The organism is Paenibacillus sp. FSL R7-0312 (genome assembly GCF_038004445.1).
Classification (GTDB): Bacteria; Bacillota; Bacilli; order Paenibacillales; family Paenibacillaceae; genus Paenibacillus_AQ.
The window spans coordinates 6,784,469-6,800,807 of sequence record NZ_JBBORE010000001.1; the positions used below are offsets into that span (position 1 = coordinate 6,784,469).

At 53.4% G+C, this 16,339-nt stretch carries 15 protein-coding genes; 2 read left to right on the plus strand and 13 right to left on the minus strand.

Annotated elements, in window-relative coordinates; all coding sequences use genetic code 11:
- Positions 1 to 105 precede the first annotated feature (105 nt).
- From MKX70_RS29465 to MKX70_RS29495, 7 genes are all read right to left on the minus strand, one after another.
- Positions 106 to 1,776, minus strand: a complete 1,671-nt coding sequence (locus tag MKX70_RS29465; protein WP_340841402.1) for a hybrid sensor histidine kinase/response regulator — start codon at positions 1,774 to 1,776, stop codon at positions 106 to 108.
- A 226-nt stretch (positions 1,777 to 2,002) separates the two neighbouring features.
- The gene (locus MKX70_RS29470) at positions 2,003 to 2,695 is read right to left on the minus strand and encodes an ABC transporter permease (protein ID WP_340841403.1); all 693 of its coding nucleotides are present in this window, start codon (positions 2,693 to 2,695) and stop codon (positions 2,003 to 2,005) included.
- Positions 2,688 to 3,605, minus strand: coding sequence for an ABC transporter ATP-binding protein (locus tag MKX70_RS29475; protein ID WP_340841404.1), 918 nt, complete (start codon positions 3,603 to 3,605; stop codon positions 2,688 to 2,690). The genes MKX70_RS29470 and MKX70_RS29475 overlap by 8 nt, the downstream gene beginning before the upstream one ends.
- A 138-nt stretch (positions 3,606 to 3,743) precedes the next feature.
- Positions 3,744 to 4,679, minus strand: a complete 936-nt coding sequence (locus MKX70_RS29480; RefSeq protein WP_042234377.1) for a sensor histidine kinase — start codon at positions 4,677 to 4,679, stop codon at positions 3,744 to 3,746.
- Positions 4,676 to 5,425 carry a response regulator transcription factor gene (locus MKX70_RS29485; protein WP_081956444.1) on the minus strand — a complete coding sequence of 250 codons (750 nt, stop codon included), beginning with the start codon at positions 5,423 to 5,425 and terminating at the stop codon, positions 4,676 to 4,678. The genes MKX70_RS29480 and MKX70_RS29485 overlap by 4 nt, the downstream gene beginning before the upstream one ends.
- Before the next feature lie 18 nt (positions 5,426 to 5,443).
- Complete coding sequence (locus MKX70_RS29490) at positions 5,444 to 6,343, minus strand: DUF4362 domain-containing protein (protein WP_340841405.1); 900 nt, start codon at positions 6,341 to 6,343, stop codon at positions 5,444 to 5,446.
- A 262-nt stretch (positions 6,344 to 6,605) separates the two neighbouring features.
- Positions 6,606 to 7,736 (minus strand): IS4 family transposase, encoded by a 1,131-nt coding sequence (locus MKX70_RS29495; protein ID WP_042233458.1) that lies wholly within the window; start codon positions 7,734 to 7,736, stop codon positions 6,606 to 6,608.
- A 232-nt stretch (positions 7,737 to 7,968) separates the two neighbouring features.
- Here MKX70_RS29495 and MKX70_RS29500 point away from each other — a divergent pair, with 232 nt between their 5' ends.
- Positions 7,969 to 8,178 carry a hypothetical protein gene (locus MKX70_RS29500; protein ID WP_042234372.1) on the plus strand — a complete coding sequence of 70 codons (210 nt, stop codon included), beginning with the start codon at positions 7,969 to 7,971 and terminating at the stop codon, positions 8,176 to 8,178.
- A gap of 160 nt (positions 8,179 to 8,338) precedes the next feature.
- On the opposite strand, the gene MKX70_RS29505 is transcribed toward MKX70_RS29500, so the two are convergent.
- From MKX70_RS29505 to MKX70_RS29520, 4 genes are all read right to left on the minus strand, one after another.
- On the minus strand, positions 8,339 to 8,950 hold the full coding sequence (locus MKX70_RS29505) for a uridine kinase family protein (protein ID WP_042234370.1): 612 nt from the start codon (positions 8,948 to 8,950) through the stop codon (positions 8,339 to 8,341).
- 138 nt (positions 8,951 to 9,088) lie between these two features.
- Entirely contained in the window at positions 9,089 to 10,219 is a 1,131-nt protein-coding gene (locus MKX70_RS29510) for a glycoside hydrolase family 88/105 protein (RefSeq protein ID WP_340841406.1), read from the minus strand.
- A 40-nt stretch (positions 10,220 to 10,259) separates the two neighbouring features.
- A complete protein-coding gene (locus MKX70_RS29515; protein ID WP_042234365.1) occupies positions 10,260 to 11,288 on the minus strand; it encodes a dienelactone hydrolase family protein in 1,029 nt (342 codons plus the stop codon).
- Positions 11,289 to 11,306: 18 nt separating this feature from the next.
- Positions 11,307 to 12,197, minus strand: a complete 891-nt coding sequence (locus MKX70_RS29520; RefSeq protein WP_042234362.1) for a pectinesterase family protein — start codon at positions 12,195 to 12,197, stop codon at positions 11,307 to 11,309.
- Between the two features lie 73 nt (positions 12,198 to 12,270).
- On the opposite strand from MKX70_RS29520, the gene MKX70_RS29525 reads away from it, so the two are divergent.
- Complete coding sequence (locus tag MKX70_RS29525; protein ID WP_042234359.1) at positions 12,271 to 13,137, plus strand: helix-turn-helix transcriptional regulator; 867 nt, start codon at positions 12,271 to 12,273, stop codon at positions 13,135 to 13,137.
- A 32-nt stretch (positions 13,138 to 13,169) separates the two neighbouring features.
- Here MKX70_RS29525 and MKX70_RS29530 read toward each other — a convergent pair whose 3' ends face one another.
- A complete protein-coding gene (locus tag MKX70_RS29530) occupies positions 13,170 to 14,627 on the minus strand; it encodes a glycoside hydrolase family 28 protein (RefSeq protein ID WP_042234356.1) in 1,458 nt (485 codons plus the stop codon).
- 18 nt (positions 14,628 to 14,645) lie between these two features.
- A complete protein-coding gene (locus MKX70_RS29535; protein WP_042234353.1) occupies positions 14,646 to 16,211 on the minus strand; it encodes a glycoside hydrolase family 43 protein in 1,566 nt (521 codons plus the stop codon).
- Positions 16,212 to 16,339: the final 128 nt, after the last annotated feature.

A 16,339-nucleotide genomic window follows, 5' to 3' on the forward strand; every position in this document is an offset into this window, starting at 1 on the left:
ACCCAAAGGCAGGATCAACTGGTGAAGCAATTACCTATACAGCTGCTAATAGCAGCCGCAAACAGAAACAGCAAGTCTCCTGACAGAGACTTGCTGTTTGTTATATTAGGGCTGGTATACTTCCACTTCAACCTCTTCCTTCACAAAAGGAAGCATGAACCGGAAGATCGATCCCCGGTTCTCTTCGCTCTCCACGAAGATCGTTCCGCCCATCAGCTCCACCAGCTGCTTGCAGATCGCAAGGCCTAGTCCGGTGCCGCCATATTTACGGTTAATGGACGGATGCAGCTGGGAGAAGGACTGGAACAGCAGATTCAGCTTGCTGTCAGCAATACCTACCCCTGTATCACGGACAGAGAACTCCAGCAGGTATTCCGGCGAGGCCGGCAGCGGAATATTCTTCACCGAGAGGGTCACACTGCCCTGATCAGTGAATTTAAGTGCGTTGCCGACCAGATTGACGATAATCTGCCGCAAGCGGCTCGGATCGGTCGTGACAATATCCGGCACGCTGGTATCCGCCCACCAGCGCAGGGCGAGCTTCTTCTCCTCTGCCTTGGGAGTGAACAGATCAATGATACCCTCCAGCATCTCGCGCAGGTCGAAGCTCTCCGATTGCAGCGGCATTTTGCCGGCTTCCATCTTGCTGAAATCGAGAATATCATTGAGGATCTGCAGCAGACTGTAGCTGCTGCTGCGCAGAATCTCGGTATAACTGCGCTGCTCTTCCTCCAGATTTGTTTCCAGCAGCAGATCTGCCATCCCGATCATACCGTTCATCGGGGTGCGGATCTCATGGCTCATCATCGCCAGGAAATCAGACTTGGCCTGCGCAGCCTGCTCAGCCGATTCCTTGGCCCGGAGAATCTCCCGTTCGTTCGTTATATCACTGAAGGAGACGACCACACCGCAGATCATGCCTTTATCCAGCAGCGGAGCAATCCGGTAGTTCACGAAGAAGCTGGTCCCGTCCTTACGCCAGAAGATTTCATCCGCTTTGCTGCGGGTAACGCCATCTTGAATGGTGAGCCGGATCGGACATTCCAGCGGTGAATGCCGGGCTGCACTCCCGCCGATATAGTGAATCATTTCCATCATCGGCAGTCCGGCCAGCTCTGACGGCTCATAGCCCAGCATTTCGGCCCCTTCACGGTTGATAAAGATCGTCCGCCCCAGCGTATCCAGTCCGAAGATTCCGGCAGAGACGGAATTCAGAATCAGACTAAGCCGTCTATCTTCCGCCATCTCAAAAACAAACTCCGAAAGCGGCAGTGCTTCCCCGGCCAGCTCATCGTCCGTCAGGGGAGGAAAGTCCGCTCCCTCAAGCCCTATACGTTCCGCACCGGACGAATCACGCCTGCTCATGCGTTCCCAGCTTTGCAGCAGCAGAGAGAGCGGCCGGTCCCCGGTATCATGAACGATGGCAAATACACCGGCAATACCTTCCTCTGTATGAAGCGGCACATACCTTACAGAAACAGCATTACCCCCGGAATCCCCTGCTTTTGCTCCGCTTACTTCTGCCGCTTCCATAATTAATTCGAAGCTGGATGTAATACCGGCCAGAGCAGATGCGAAATAGGCCTCCCCGGGAGGATGCATCCGGCATTCGATCAGCCTGGCGGCGTCCTCTGCACTTAAGGTACGGTTGCTGTCGGCATAACGCCCCTGTCTGTCCAGCACGATAATGAGATCCGGATGATGATCGAACAACGCTCTAAAAGCACTTTCTTCAGAAAGTGCCCGGCCCAGGATAGAAGCCCAATCTGTACGCATGGCCCGCCTCCTCTGCTGCTTCATTCCTGCTATATTATAGGACCATAGATTGCGAAGAAACTCTGTTTATGTAGAAATCTCTGAATTACTTACTATTATAACAAAAAAACCGCTATTGGTCGCCACAAAACATCGCAATCTGAGACGGCTGAGTAAACAAAAAAACAGTGCCATCCCGTGAGGGACAGCACCCGTTCTGCAGGTAACAGCAGGTCTGCCTTTCTTGCTAAGCCACATCCTGATGCTCAATATTCCGGATCGACAGGTACGCTATCCCCACTCCCACCAGCGCCAGAGAGAGCGAAATCCAGATCAGATTGCCCATCCGGAAGCCCCCGTTCCCGAAGCCGGACGAGATCAGCATGACAATCAGAACGGCGGAGACAATGGTAGCCGGTACGGATTTGCGGCGCATCCCGAAGTATAACGGAATCAGTGCAATGCCTGCAGCGTAGAGTGCATCCGTCCCGGCCTTCATCAGCTGGGTAGTGATCAGCTCCTGTGTCAGTGTTCCCTGAATCACGTCAGGCACGAAATAATCAACCCCGGTAAGAATGCCGCTGATTACAGCATCAGACAGGAAAATACTGAGGAAGGTAAACAGAAACACAATGATTAACTTTGCAGCCAGCAGCATTTTGCGCGGAACCGGGTACATGAACAGCACAGTGATGGTATTGTTCTTGTACTCGTCGATCACCAGCTTGCTGATCAGGACAGAGGCAAAGATGATAAAGGTCGCTTTTACAAAAACGAACACTCCGTCGAATAAATCCGTATACGTGCTGAATTCTCCATCGTCCATCTCTGTAAAAGCTATAAGGATCATGAAGCCCAGAATGGCGAGATCTGCGATCAGCATACCTTTGAGAAAATCGAACTTACTCTTGCGCAGCTCCAGACGAATCAGCTTAAGCAATGACAGCACCCCCCATCAGTTCCACGAAATGATCTTCCAGCGAATGATGCTTCTTGCTCATACTCTCCAGCTCCACATTGGCTTCAGCCAGTGCCTTACTCAGCTCCAGCTGCGGAATCTCGTCGTAAATGCGTATCGTGCGCGGGTCGAGCACTTTGTAGTTCGTCAAGCCCAGCTTATGCTCCAGGATATAGACAGCCTTCGTGCACTCGCCAGTAATCAGTTCAATGTATTGTGTATTCTGGTTACGGATCGTATCCATCGCCAATTGTTCCACCAGTACTCCTTCACGGATCACGCCGATGGTGTCGGCAATCTGTTCGATCTCTCCCAGAATATGACTGGAGATCAGCAGTGTCATGCCGTACTCCTGGCTCAGCATGCGGAACACCTCGCGCAGTTCCTTGATGCCGAGCGGGTCCAGCCCATTGATCGGTTCATCCAGAATGAGCAGCTCCGGCTTGGTCATCACCGCTCTGGCAATGCCCAGCCGCTGCTTCATCCCCAGGGAGAATTGCTTCACAGGTTTCTTGTCCACGGCACTCAGCTTCACCAGCTCCAGTGCTTCCTTCATCGCTTGGGGATCATAATATCCCATATACTCGCCATGCAGCGCCAGATTCTCGCGGGCACTCAGCTTGTCGTAGAACACCGGATATTCAATGATGCTGCCCATCCGCTTCAGCATTTCGTAAGAGCGGTGAGTCATCTTCTCGCCGAAAAATTCAATCTCGCCCGCCGTCGGCTTCACCAGATTCGTGATCATTTTCATCACCGTAGTTTTGCCGGCACCGTTGGGTCCCAGGAACCCGTAAATTTCACCCTGCCTGATCTCCATATTCACGCTGCGTACGATTTCCTTCTCCTCATAGACTTTGGTTAAATCCCATGTCCGGAGTATGGTTGTCATGTCCGTTATCCCCTTTGACTTCTTCTTTGTCTTCCTGGTATTTATTCTACAGGGCGGAGTTTGCTTTTTTATTACTTGAATCTTACGTAAATCTTAAGCTGCGTCAGAATACGCGGACCGCCCCGCCAGAACCGGAATTCAGAAGGTCAGCCGCTGAAAAGAAAGCGTAAATGCCGTCCGGACATACGGCTTGCTGCTTAAGGAAATACGGCCGTTCATCTGCTCGGTGAGCCGCTTGGTGATGGTCAGCCCCAGGCCGCTGCCCTGGTAATCGCGGTTGCGCGAATCCTCCAGGGTGTAGAGCCGCTCGAACACCTTGTCCTCATGGCCTTCGGCAATGCCTTTGCCCCGGTCCCATACTTCTATGAACACCTGACCGGCAGTGCTGTAGAGCTTCAGCCCCAGTACCCCGCCGGCCTCGCCGTAGGCAATCGCATTCGACAACAGATTGGACAACACCCGGTCCAGCGCATCATCGTTGCCCATCATATAGAGCGGCTCATCCGGTATCTCGATCTGCACGTCGGCACCTTTGGCACTCAGAATATCGTAGAACACAAGAATATTCCTGCGGCAGACCTCACCCAGCTCCACACGTGACAGCGGGATATCCCGGTCCCCCGACTCCAGCTTGGCCAGATCAAAGAAACGATTCATCAGCGTGATGACTTCCCCCGCTTTGGAATGTATGGTGCGCAGAATACGTTCCTGCTCTTCCGCTGGCATGTCTTTATCATGCAGCAGGGTCTCAATATACCCTAGCACCACTGTCAGCGGGGTCTTCAGGTCATGGGAGATGTTAGCCAGCATACTGCGCATAGACTTCTCCAGCCTGGCCCGTTCTACGGCTCCCTTATGATTGACATCCAGCAGCCGGTTCAGATCGGTCAGCAGGATTTGCAGCTCCAGACTGCTGCTCATCAGAAGCAGCCGTTCATGCGAGCCGCGCTCCACAATGCTCTCCAGCTTGGTATGAATATATTTCAACTGGCGTGCGTGCTGCCGCGAATTCATTACTTGCAGTACAAGGACCAGCAGAAGCAGAGCAATGATGATAATGAACAAGGCTGTCATTGCTGCATATCTCCGAGCTTATAGCCGATGCCCCACAGCGTTCGGATATATTCCGGATGGGAAGGATCATCCTCAATCTTCTCGCGCAGTCTGCGCATATGTACATTGATTACATTCTCATCCCCGAAGTAATCATCCTCCCAGACCAGACTGTAAATCTGCGCCTTCGTGAACACCCGTCCGGGGCTGCTCACGAACAGCTTCAGGATATGGAATTCCTTGGCGGTCAGCTTCACTTCTTCCCCGTTCTTCCGCGCCGAGAAGTTGTCCAGATCGACCGTTAGCCCCTGCAGTTCGATCACTTTGGACTTCGGCGGCTTCGGCTCCTCTCCGGTCTGCGTCAGGTTGCCGGCGGCAGCCTGGCTCCCTTGCGCTGCGTACCCGGCCCGCCGGATCGCCGCCTTCACCCGCGCGGCCAGCTCAATCATCGAGAACGGCTTGGTGATATAATCATCTGCGCCGAAGCCGAGCCCTAGCGCCTTATCTACATCACTGTCCTTCGCTGACATAATCAGCACCGGCACAAGGCTCCCGCTGCGGATCATCTGCAGCACATCCGTGCCGCTGCGCTTCGGCAGCATCAGATCCAGCAGTACCAGATCATATGGCGGACCGCCCAGAAATTTCTTCACCGCCACCTCCCCGTCAAATGCTGTCTCCACCTCGTAGCCCTCTTTAGTCAAATATGAACCTACCATTTCGCTGATTGCCTCATCGTCCTCAATCAGCAGCACCCGCTGCAGCATAATGAACCTCCTGTAATTCTATTTGACGCCGCCTGTAGCAGCAGGCAGCTGTAAGTAACTATCCCCGGCCTCTACAAGCCCGATAATGTAATCTGCGGCCTCCGTCATGGTCTTGCCATCCCTGCCGGTATCACATTCGCTCCAGGCATAATGCCGCTCGGCACTATTGATCATCACCGTCAGATCATAGCTCTCATAAGGCTTGAGGTTGCAGCTTGTACTAAGCTGCTTCTCCACAAAGTAATTGGCCAGCACCAGCTTCCGGTAGATGCTCTGCCGGTCTGCCTGCGGCAGGGAGAAATCGCTGATTTCGCTGGCAGTACCGTTCAGCATATCTTTTACCAGGGACTGATTCACCGTATTGATCTCATTCCTGTGATTAACCCCGTATTTGAGCACAAACTCAAATTTATCCTGCGAGCTCAGATCGAAGCTGACGATAAGTAAATCTCCATCCCCCATATCCCCCTCGCAGCCCTTCAGGGAGTACCTCAACTGATGCTTCTCCTCCGTCCGTACAAGCTCACTACAGCTGTAAGTCTTCACTTCACGGGAACCAAAGGCATCCTCAGTGGTATCATAATTGAGCTCCAGCCGTCCGCCTTTATACCTTAATTCGATAAAGATCGGGTCGCCTTCGATAGTATACTGCACGATCCGCTGGCTGCCGCTTCCCCGCTCCATGAAGCTGTCCAGCTTGTCCAGATTGCTGACCCCGTTGCCGTTAGAGGATATGACATCCTTCTCCTCGTCAATCTTGTGACTGATGGCGGATGAGCCTCCACGATCAAATAACGAGCAGCCTGTAGCCAGAACCAGCAGAAGTAGAGCCGGAAGAGCTGCCCTGGCCAGGCTTCTGAACAGCACAACCATTATTCTCAGCTTGCACAGCAGTTTTGAGTCAGGCGTTACGTTCACGGCTGATGACCTCCCTGAAATCACGATCGGATGGAGCTTTTGTTAAAGTATACCAATGCTGCGCACGCGATTCTACTACAAAGAGCCATACATACCCGCTCACTTTAAGTTGTTAACATACTCCCAGCTTCACCACGGTGACTGTCGGGACTTCCAGCTACTGTTGCCGAAACTAATTCTCAATTGGCCCGCTGTATGTGGTAGAGGGTCCGGCAAATTTTCTATAATCATGCCCATAATACAGGCCTGTTGATTCCCCATATTATGGGATGGATATAATCCCCAAAACCCCTTTGTTCCTGAGCAGACTAAGTTGAACCTGCCACTCCAGCGGAAGACTAAATATACGCCAATGCTGCATAAATTCCCAAAGGGTCAGTTGAGCAAAGGCAGGCACGTTGGGGTGGATTTCATCATAAACGCGTTTCAGAAGCACATAGACAGCAAGGGCCACAAACAATTGGCTGTATACCGCATTTTCGGTGGTTCCAAATAGACATGGCACGTTCAGATGCTGTTTAATCCAGCGGAAAAAGACTTCAATTTCCCAGCGTGCCTTGTAGATTTCAGCGATCACATGAGCGGACTCTTTTCTCAAATCGGTCACGACCCGTACGACTTCACCCCGGTCATTTTCAAATTCTACGACCCGGTGGCGCTGAGCAGATTGGCACTTCCCTTGACCGATATAACAAGTAATATCACGAACAATTTTCGTTTCTCCCTCTGCGGGTCGCTGGAGTTCTCTTGGCTTCACCAAATGGAGATTGTCTTTGAGCCGAATCACAAACGACTGGCCCTGGAGCACATATTGATCCAATCTGCTGATTTTTCCATACGCCCGATCCTGTACCAAAATGTAGTCCGTATCTGCCAAGACTTCTCCAAACGGAGCGTCATTGCGCTTCGCGATCGATTCCTTCACGTTCAGGGGTGAACGCTGGCCATGCGAAAGAGCAACATGCAGCTTAATACCCCCTCTGAATTTTTTGTACGAGGCCCAAGGCATTCGAGAGTTCGCTGCCGTGACCGTAGTCGAGTCAATCAGCAAAAGATCTTTAGGAAGATTCAAATGCCGCCGGGTTTGGCGGTTACATTTCGTGACGAGCATTTGAAAGATACGTTTGAAGATTTCGTAAGGGACTTCACCGGCCTTGCCGGAAAGGGTGGAGTAATGAATTTCTGGCAAGTCAAAGCTTGGGCCTAAGCGGGCACTCTGCCGGAATCCGTCCCATTTGTGGTAGCAGGCTTGGACAAAGTAATCGAGCAGCAACCCGACGGTCATTTTGGTTCCTCTATCCACGTAGTCCTCGGTTTGTCCGGTCACCATTTGGACTTCTTCCGGTGTTAACACTTGTTTGAAAACGGCTAAAAATGGGGTATATTTATTCATGAGGTCGCCTCATTTCGGTTTGGTTTGGTCGTACTTACCATTACCCGAAATGGCGGCCTTTTTCGTCCCTTTTTTTGGGAAATCAACACGCCTACCCATAATACAACATTTTGCTCCTAAAGGCGGCCATAATCCGGATTTGTTGTATGGATGCAGCATTTCTCTTCCTATAGTTACTTGCACATTCCCGCGGATACTGCCTGTTAAGATTCTTTTAAGGAATGGCCCTTACGTGCTCTGCCACATTATGCTGTGGGACAAATACTTTTATGATGAGGCCTTTGTCAAAGTGAAGGAAGGCCAGCCGCTGACGGCAGTTCATCAGGACTTTAATGAATTCAATGCCAATGCGGTTCTATACGCCAGGACAGTGACCAAGCAGGAAGCGATCGGGCAATTCGTATTGGAGACGGCAATAAATTCAGCATTCGCGAACACCTGAGAGATTTCATTCCACACGACAAGCATCATAAGCAGCAAATCGAGAAGTATGTTTTATCAGTTATAGCCATTCAATTTAAACAGCTGCAGCCCCAATCCTCCATGTCACCGGAAGGCTGGGGCCGCAGCTGTGTATGACTCTCTTTTCGCCGAAACTAAGCTTAATCTTGATTCCTGATCACAATATCGAACTTCTCATGATACGGATGCATGAATAATTCATACTGAATTCTGCGCTGTTCGTGGGATTTCATTAAATACTGAAGATCCGCCCCCCGCTCAGCCACATCACGGAATCCCCTCCGCCTCAGCTCGGTCTCCCCATCCGTATATAAGTAGACTTTGAGATCATACAGACTTGGGTCCGTAAAAGCAACGCTCATGCCTTCTACAATATTAATCTTGTTGTCAGAAGATAACAGCGTACTCTTGCTATAATGCGTACCGATGGTATACAGATCCAAGCCGTCCCGCAGCATACGGATGTCTCTCTCCAAAGCAGCTACGTTATGGGCAGCAGGGTGACAGGCAGTCATTTTATCACGATATGGTTCATTGTTATATTCGTAGTCAATCCTTGCGTACCGCCTAAGATCAGAACCGATAATGTAAGGGTCAGTATTCAGAACATTCACATTCTCTTGCCCCACAAGACTGATCAGATGATGGGCAAACGTCGTCTTTCCCGATGCCCCGTGACCCGAAATCCCCACGATCACTCTCTCTGCCTGACCGTTAATCCACCCGGCTATTCTATGCAATTCCTGATTCATAGCTTCCTCCGCATGTCCTCTATTAGAAGTATCCAATATCCTATACTATCACAAAAGGCGGACCCGGATCGGCTGTATAACGATGTTGACGCTCAATTCATCGGTATTCAAGTATTCGTCTGCTCCGACAGCAGCAGCCTATTGCCCGTCAAGGTACTTCTCCACCTCAAGGGAAGCCAGCAATAATGGCGCAACACCCATTGGCGCATCAGAGACTATCGCCTCAGAAATGTAGTAATCATAGGAACCGTTCCGGTCCTTGCTGAGTCCTGCCCCGTGGCAGATCTGATGCAGATGAACGCCCTGTTCATCTTCGGTAACCAGATGCGTGAGGATTCCCCCGTAGCCTTTCAGCATCGCTTCCTTGAACGAAGGCTCCAGATAACGCAGCCGCAGGGCTTTGGCCATCGCATAGACGAACATGCAGGAGCCGGTGGCTTCGAGGTAATTGCCTTTACGCCCTGCCTGATCAAGCACCTGATACCACAGGCCGGTCTCCTGGTCCTGCACCTCAAGCAGTGCACCGCACATCCGCTGGAAAATACCGATGATCGTTCCCCGCTGCGGATGGGTGACCGGGAAATGCTCCAGGCAGTCCACGGCGGCCATGGCGTACCAGCCCATCGCCCGGCTCCAGAAGTGGGAAGAGAGGCCGGTGGACGAGTCCGCCCATTCCTGCTCTTTGGATTCATCCCAGCCGTGATAGAGCAGGCCGGTCCGCGGGTCACGGGTCCGGCGCTCAATCAATAGCAGCTGACGGGCAGCTTCATCTATCAGCTCGGGACGTTGAAATACGGCACCGTATTCGGCAAGAAACGGCGAAGCCATATATAATCCGTCCAGCCACATCTGGAAAGGATACACCTTCTTATGCCAGAATCCCCCTTCTGAAGTTCGGGGTTGCCCAATAAGCTGTGCCGCCAGCAGATGAGCCGCTTCAGCGTAACGCGCTTCCCCGGTCTGCCGGTACAGGTAGAAGAGATTCTTGCCCTGGTTGATCTGATCCAGGTTATATTCCTCCAGCGAATAGGTGCGGATCGAGCCGTCCTCCCCGATGAAGCTATCCATATGCCGCTGCATGAAGGAGAGATATTCGGACTCCCCATGCTGCACACCGGCGCGGGCTACTGCCATCAGCAGCATACCGGGCACATAGGCCCAGCGCTCCATGACATACTCATGTTCCCCGTGTTCATTGCATTGACTGATGAAGGTATCCGCGATTCTGCGGGACAAACCTGACGTTGTTGTTTCTGTGATAGACATCATTATTCCTCCTGTCGCTTATGTTCCAAGCCTAAGTCTGAGCTCATTCACCGGCAAGCTGCTTCCGCAGCCAGGCATATGCCGGCTCCCCGTGTATTTCATGCCCTCCAACAAAAAAATCCGCCTCCACCTGTCCGCCATGCCCTGCTGCGTTATAGATCGCCTCCAGCCGGTCCAGGGCTTGCTTCGCGCCAGCCGGACCAAACAAAGGATCGGTATCTCCCGACTCCAGGAACAGGCCGCGCGGGGCAATCAAACCAAGCAAATCCGGCATTTCTGCTTCCAGCAGAATGCCCGGAATATAATTGTCCAGACAATGATTCCGGGTAAGGATGCTGTCCGCAAACGTATTGGCATACCCGCTGACGACCGCACAGCTGATCCGCTGATCCAGTGCAGCCGTGAAGCCAGCCACCAGCCCGCCGCCGGAAATACCCATAATGCCTAATCGTTCACCGTTAACCTCTTCCCGCGTCAGCAGATAGTCGAGCGCCCGCATACTTTCATAGATCCGGTAGCCTGCCATCGTCTGCCCCGCCATCAATAGTGCAGAGGATAGGCGGAAGCAGGAATTGCGCCCGGGCTCACCGCTCTCCAGATCCTCTGCCAGCCGTCTGTCTCCGAAGCCGAGCACCTCGGGCGCTGCGACCACGAAGCCCTGCTTCACCAGTGAGACGGCAAAATCCTTATGCAGCCCCGGGTCACCCTGCCGCTGCGAGCCGTCCGGATTGAGGCCGGTAATCTCACGGCTGCCGTAGCCGTGCCCATGAATAGCCAGAACAGCCGGGCAGGGAGAAGATAACGGCTGCCCCGGAATCAGAAGATACATAGCCATTCTAAGTCCTTCATAAGTGGTAATCTCCACACGCTCACGTATATATCCGTTACAGGCTACCCGCTCAAGCAGCACAGGTGCAAGCGCTGCCCGTTCCTCCGGAAAGCCGCCAAGCCGTCCGGTAAAGCTTGCAGTAAGCTTTGCCCGCCACTCCCCGTGTGGAATGTCCTCACGGAAGGCAGCGTCCTGCGCTGCGGAAGCGGTCAATTGCTTCATATATTGTTCCAATGATTCCATCAGGGTTCCTCCTGGTTCTTAATAGCCTTCAGGATGCCAGCCGTCCAGAACGGTCAGAACCCGGTACTCCGCAGCTTCCTCTGTAGTTAACTGGCGCGACCATGCAGCGCGGCTCTCAGGACAGGCCCCTGGCCCGCTGCTGCCGTATTCTTCATAACGGCTGGTCTGCTCCCTGTCCGGCTGCCCCCAGTTATGCCAGCCTTCGCCGGTCACTGAACCGTCCATGACCGTGCGGATGAAAGCTACATGCGCATAAGGACGCCAAGGACGCCCGAGATACACCTCACTGACATCTTCGCCGCCGGTAATCCAGCAATTCAGGAACACATAGCCGAATGCTGCTTCCTCCGGTGTTGAAGCGGCTGTAATATAACCTCTGGACCGCTTATTATGCAGATGGCAGCCCTCAAACAACGCCGTGGCGGCTCCAAAAATATAATCGACATCGCCTTCAATATAGCAGTCGTTGTAGTATTGCTTGCCCTGCCCTGTATAGAGTGTATCCTGGTCACCCAGTAGACGAACGCGCCGGAACACCGCCTGTCCGGCATCAACGAAAGCTGCCACCGCCTGTCCGGTTCCCGGACCGGAAGCGTTCCGGATGGTCAGATTCTCGGCTGTGAAGCCTTCCGCGAACACATTCAGGGTGCCGCTGCGGAAGGTACCGAGCGGTTCACCGTCCGCTCCCAGAGTGTGGGCATTATCATTCCAGGTAATCACGGTGGAATGCGGGTCCTCCCCCAGCAGCAGAATGGGCGGGGCTTCGCGGACGATTGTAATCTTTTCCTCATAAATGCCGGGCTTGATCCGGATGGTTACGGCCTGCTTCTGCTGCGGCGGAATGGAATCCAGCGCCTCCTGCAGACTGCTATATCCTTCTCCGGGACTCTTCGATACTGTAATTAACATGTGCGGCTCCTTTCATGGCGACCTCTATTTATTCTATAATAACCGTAACGGTTCATATGAGAAGAGGAGATTTATGACCAGCGTGACTAGCCCTAATCCGAAATATCATATAGAAGAAGGACGGTTCAGCATTCAGCATATGAAGCGCAAAGGCATCACTGCGATGCCGCGCCCCCACAGCCATGAACTCACCGAGCTGTACTATCTGACAGAAGGTGAGCGCGTATACTTTGTGGATGACCGGGTCGTTACGGTTCACAAGGGCGAGCTGATTCTGATTCCCGGCCGGGAGCTGCATGCTACTGCAAGCTCCGAAATGGCCGAATTTGAACGGATTCTGATCAATTACGATCCTGATCTGCTGCCCCTTGTGCTGCAAGGTGAAGCCTTGTGGTTTCAGAACCACCGCTACCGTCTGTTCAGGCTGACCCTGCGCGAACAGAATGAGGCGGAGACACTGCTGAACCGTATTTTGGAGGAAGCACGTATCCAGCGGCCTTTGTATGAAGCCTCCATCGTGGCGATATTCACCGAGCTGATGATTCTGCTCCAGCGCTCGGAGAGTACGACACAGGCCGGCGGGACGAAGCACCCGCTGCATCATCTGGTAACCGATGTCGCCACTTACATCCGGGGCCATCACCGCGAAGCGCTTACGCTGGAAGAGACTGCCGGACACTTCTTCATCAGCCCGTCTTACCTGAGCCGCGTCTTTCACCGCCTGACCGGGTTTCATTTCCGTGAATACATTGTTCATGTCAGAGTCCGTGAGGCCCAGCGCCTGCTGGCCGGAACCTCCGTGAAGATTCAGGAGATCGCTTCCACAGTCGGCTTCGAGCATCTGTCCCACTTCAATAAAACTTTCAAAAGATCAACTGGGCTGACTCCGCTCCAATACCGCAAGGCATCCAGGTCGCGGGCGTCGTCCAAGTCTGATTGAAGGATAGAAGAATAGCGCGCCTCTCCCGGACATTAGCCTGAGCTCTCCGTGATCACGAGTTCTCCGGACCGGATGAGCTCTACATGGCTGCATTTATGCATCTTCACGGGCTGTGCTTCCTCTGTCCCTAGCCGGATCCGGTCCAGCTTCAGATTGCTGGCGTACCGCAGAACCATTCCCCGCTTGCTTATGGCGCTGAAATTCTCCACCGTCAGCTCAGCAAGCGGCATCTCCGGCAATCCGTTCACCAGCAGCGCAGTTGCCGCACCATGGCAGGTGATATTCCGGAGTGTGATATTCCGGAACTGCGGAGTCTCCTCCGTAACGGGGAAGGACTGCTCATCGTAGCCTTCAGAGCCCTCAACTCCCGCATAGAACATATGGAAAGAAACCGCCTCATGGATAATGCCTGTCATCCGGATATTCTCCATCCGGATATCCTGTACTACGCCGCCTCTTCCCCGGGCGCTTTTAAAGCGCAGCCCGATGTCCGTGCCGATGAACAGGCAATCGCTGACTCTGACCGCATGCACTCCGCCCGACATTTCACTGCCGATCACCACTCCGCCATGTCCGTGATATACCGTACAATGCCGGATGGTAATATACTGGCAGGGCATCCCGGCTCTGCGGCCTTCCTCATCTTTGCCCGACTTCAGGCAGATGGCATCATCTCCTACATCGAACCGGCAATGCTCCACAAGGGCATGTGTGCAGGACTCCAGATCCAGCCCGTCCCCATTCTGTGAGTACCATGGATTACGCACCTGGATGTGCCTGACGGTAACCTGCTCACAGCCCATAGGATGAAGGCACCAGGCAGGTGAATTCTGGAAGGTGGCTCCTTCCAGCAGCACCCGCCGGCAGTTCCGCAGGCTTAGCAGTGCAGGACGCAGATAGGCCCGGGCAGGCAGATAAGCTTCCATTTCAGTCTGCCCTTCCTCCAGAAGCCGCCGGTAGTAGGCTTCTCCCTCCAATGCTTCCCGGGAAGGCCACCACATCTCATTCGGCTCATCCAGCACTCCCCCGGAGGCAATCAGGCTCTGCCACTGGAGTTCCGTCATCTTGAAGCGTTTCACCGGGCGCCAGGCCTCGCCGCTTCCATCGAATATCCCTTCGCCGGTAATGGCTACATCACTGAGAGCTTCCCCATCCAGCGGAGCCTGACAGCGCCAGCCAGCATTCCCCTCATAATGGGAGAAGAGCAGCGGATTCAGCGCGAAGTCCGGCTCGAAACATACGAGTGCCCCGCGCTCGGCATGCAGATTAATCCGGCTGTGCAGCGTCAGCGGTCCCGTACGCCATATTCCCGGCGGGATGATGACCGTTCCGCCTCCTGCAGCTGCGCAGGCATCAAGCGTATTCTGTATGGCAGAAGTGCACAGCAGCTCTCCTTCTGCTGCGCCATAATCTGTAATCCTGAACGTCCGCTCCGGAATTCGCGGCAGTTCAGGTACAGGATAATGATTGGAATCCTGTAGGCTGTTCATAGGCTACCTCCTTCCCGTCTATTCAATTTCTTCATAGCTGAACCAGTCGAAATCGGCATAATTGGTGCTTGGCGCCCCCTGAGAACTGGCATACATGCCAATGTACGCCCCTGTGAATCCTCCGGCCAAGTCCGTGCTGAGTACTCTTCCGTCAGCACGTTCATGTAATGCCGTCCATGAGCCGAATTCGTCGGCTCTATAATAGAATCTGTAGTCCTGTCCTCTGGCCTCTGCCTTAAGCTGCACCTTGTCCTGCGGATAAGGCGCCGATGCCAGCAGCCGCTCGTCCCCTCTGCTGCGCACAATCAGCTGCAGCACCTGCTTCCCGTCCTCCAGCTTCAATTCATAGCGGAAGTGGTTGTCCGCATTCTGAATCAGGATAAGTCCGGCGGTTTCACCTGGTGCCCCCGGTTTGAAGACCATTTCAGCTGCCGCTCTGAAGCTTAAGTGCTGCTGGCGTCTTCCAATAAAAGACGGATTGCTGATCTCTGTCAGCTGCTCTGGCTTGAGCTGCAGCCGCAGGTGTCCCGGGCGTTCGGTGAGGCTCCAGAATTCCCCGCGCGGTGTCCGCAGGAAGTTCCAGATCAGGCTGAGCTCTGCGGACTCAAAATCATCACGTACAGGCAGCTGCGGCCACTTCGTTTCCGGCAGATCAGGCGCTGCCGCTTCCAGCTCCAGCACGCCTTTGCCCGGATTCACTACAGGCCATTCATTCTCCCATTTCACCGGGGTCAGGAACGTTTCACGCCCCAGGTTGCGGTAATATCCGCCGCAGGTCCGGGAAGCAAGACAGAACATCCACCAGTCTCCATGCTGCGTCTCCACCAGTTCGCCATGGCCGACATTCACGATTGGATATTCTCTGCCGAGATGACGGTGGGTCAGAATAGGATTCGCTTTATGGCCTTCATAAGGGCCGGTCACCTTCCGGCTTCTGGCAATCGTGATGGCATGGGTATGGCCGGTGCCGCCTTCGGCAATCAGCACATAATACCAGCCGCCGATTTTGTAGACATGGGGTCCCTCTTGCGCATGCCCCACCTTAAGGGCACCTTGCCAGATGCTGAGCTTCGGACCTATGAGTCTGCCTTGTTCCAGGTCAATCTCCTGCAGCCAAATGTCCATATGCTTCGGATAATCCTGGCCTTCGGGAGGAACACGGTTGCCGGTGTAATATACCTTGCCGTCTTCATCGAAGAACAGGGAGGAATCGATACCCGGTGCATCCTCCAGCCAGACCGGATCTGACCAGTCTCCGGCCGGATCGGTGGCAGTCACATAGAAATTATGCTGATCCTTATTATTGTCCACGTAGGTTGTAATCATATAGAAGAGACCTTGATGATAACGGATAGTAGGGGCCCAAATGCCCATCGACGGAATCGTGTGGTCCAGATTAAGCTGGGACGGACGGTCGAGCACATGGCCAAGCTGGCGCCAGTTCACCAGGTCCTTGCTGTGGAAGATAGGAACACCGGGGAAAAATTCAAAACTCGACGTGACAAGATAATAGTCCTCACCTACGCGGATAGCGGAAGGGTCAGGGTAAAAGCCCGGCAGCACCGGATTGCGGAATGTTCTCAATACAGAAATCCTCCTTCAAACGAGCGAAATGTAAGCATAACCAATTATAGTTCGTATAAGTTCAACTTTCTTGCTCTTTCTATGCTCTTTTTCCCGTTTTTTATACTTTCATGCTATTTGGCTCCATC

Coding starts and splice junctions, on each gene's coding strand:
- MKX70_RS29510 (WP_340841406.1), bottom strand. CDS start 10,219: ATGATGTCTATCACAGAAACAACAACGTCAGGTTTGTCCCGCAGAATC.
- MKX70_RS29495 (WP_042233458.1), bottom strand. CDS start 7,736: ATGAATAAATATACCCCATTTTTAGCCGTTTTCAAACAAGTGTTAACA.
- MKX70_RS29530 (WP_042234356.1), bottom strand. CDS start 14,627: ATGAACAGCCTACAGGATTCCAATCATTATCCTGTACCTGAACTGCCG.
- MKX70_RS29520 (WP_042234362.1), bottom strand. CDS start 12,197: ATGTTAATTACAGTATCGAAGAGTCCCGGAGAAGGATATAGCAGTCTG.
- MKX70_RS29505 (WP_042234370.1), bottom strand. CDS start 8,950: ATGAATCAGGAATTGCATAGAATAGCCGGGTGGATTAACGGTCAGGCA.
- MKX70_RS29475 (WP_340841404.1), bottom strand. CDS start 3,605: ATGACAACCATACTCCGGACATGGGATTTAACCAAAGTCTATGAGGAG.
- MKX70_RS29525 (WP_042234359.1), top strand. CDS start 12,271: ATGACCAGCGTGACTAGCCCTAATCCGAAATATCATATAGAAGAAGGA.
- MKX70_RS29465 (WP_340841402.1), bottom strand. CDS start 1,776: ATGCGTACAGATTGGGCTTCTATCCTGGGCCGGGCACTTTCTGAAGAA.
- MKX70_RS29480 (WP_042234377.1), bottom strand. CDS start 4,679: ATGACAGCCTTGTTCATTATCATCATTGCTCTGCTTCTGCTGGTCCTT.
- MKX70_RS29515 (WP_042234365.1), bottom strand. CDS start 11,288: ATGGAATCATTGGAACAATATATGAAGCAATTGACCGCTTCCGCAGCG.
- MKX70_RS29485 (WP_081956444.1), bottom strand. CDS start 5,425: ATGCTGCAGCGGGTGCTGCTGATTGAGGACGATGAGGCAATCAGCGAA.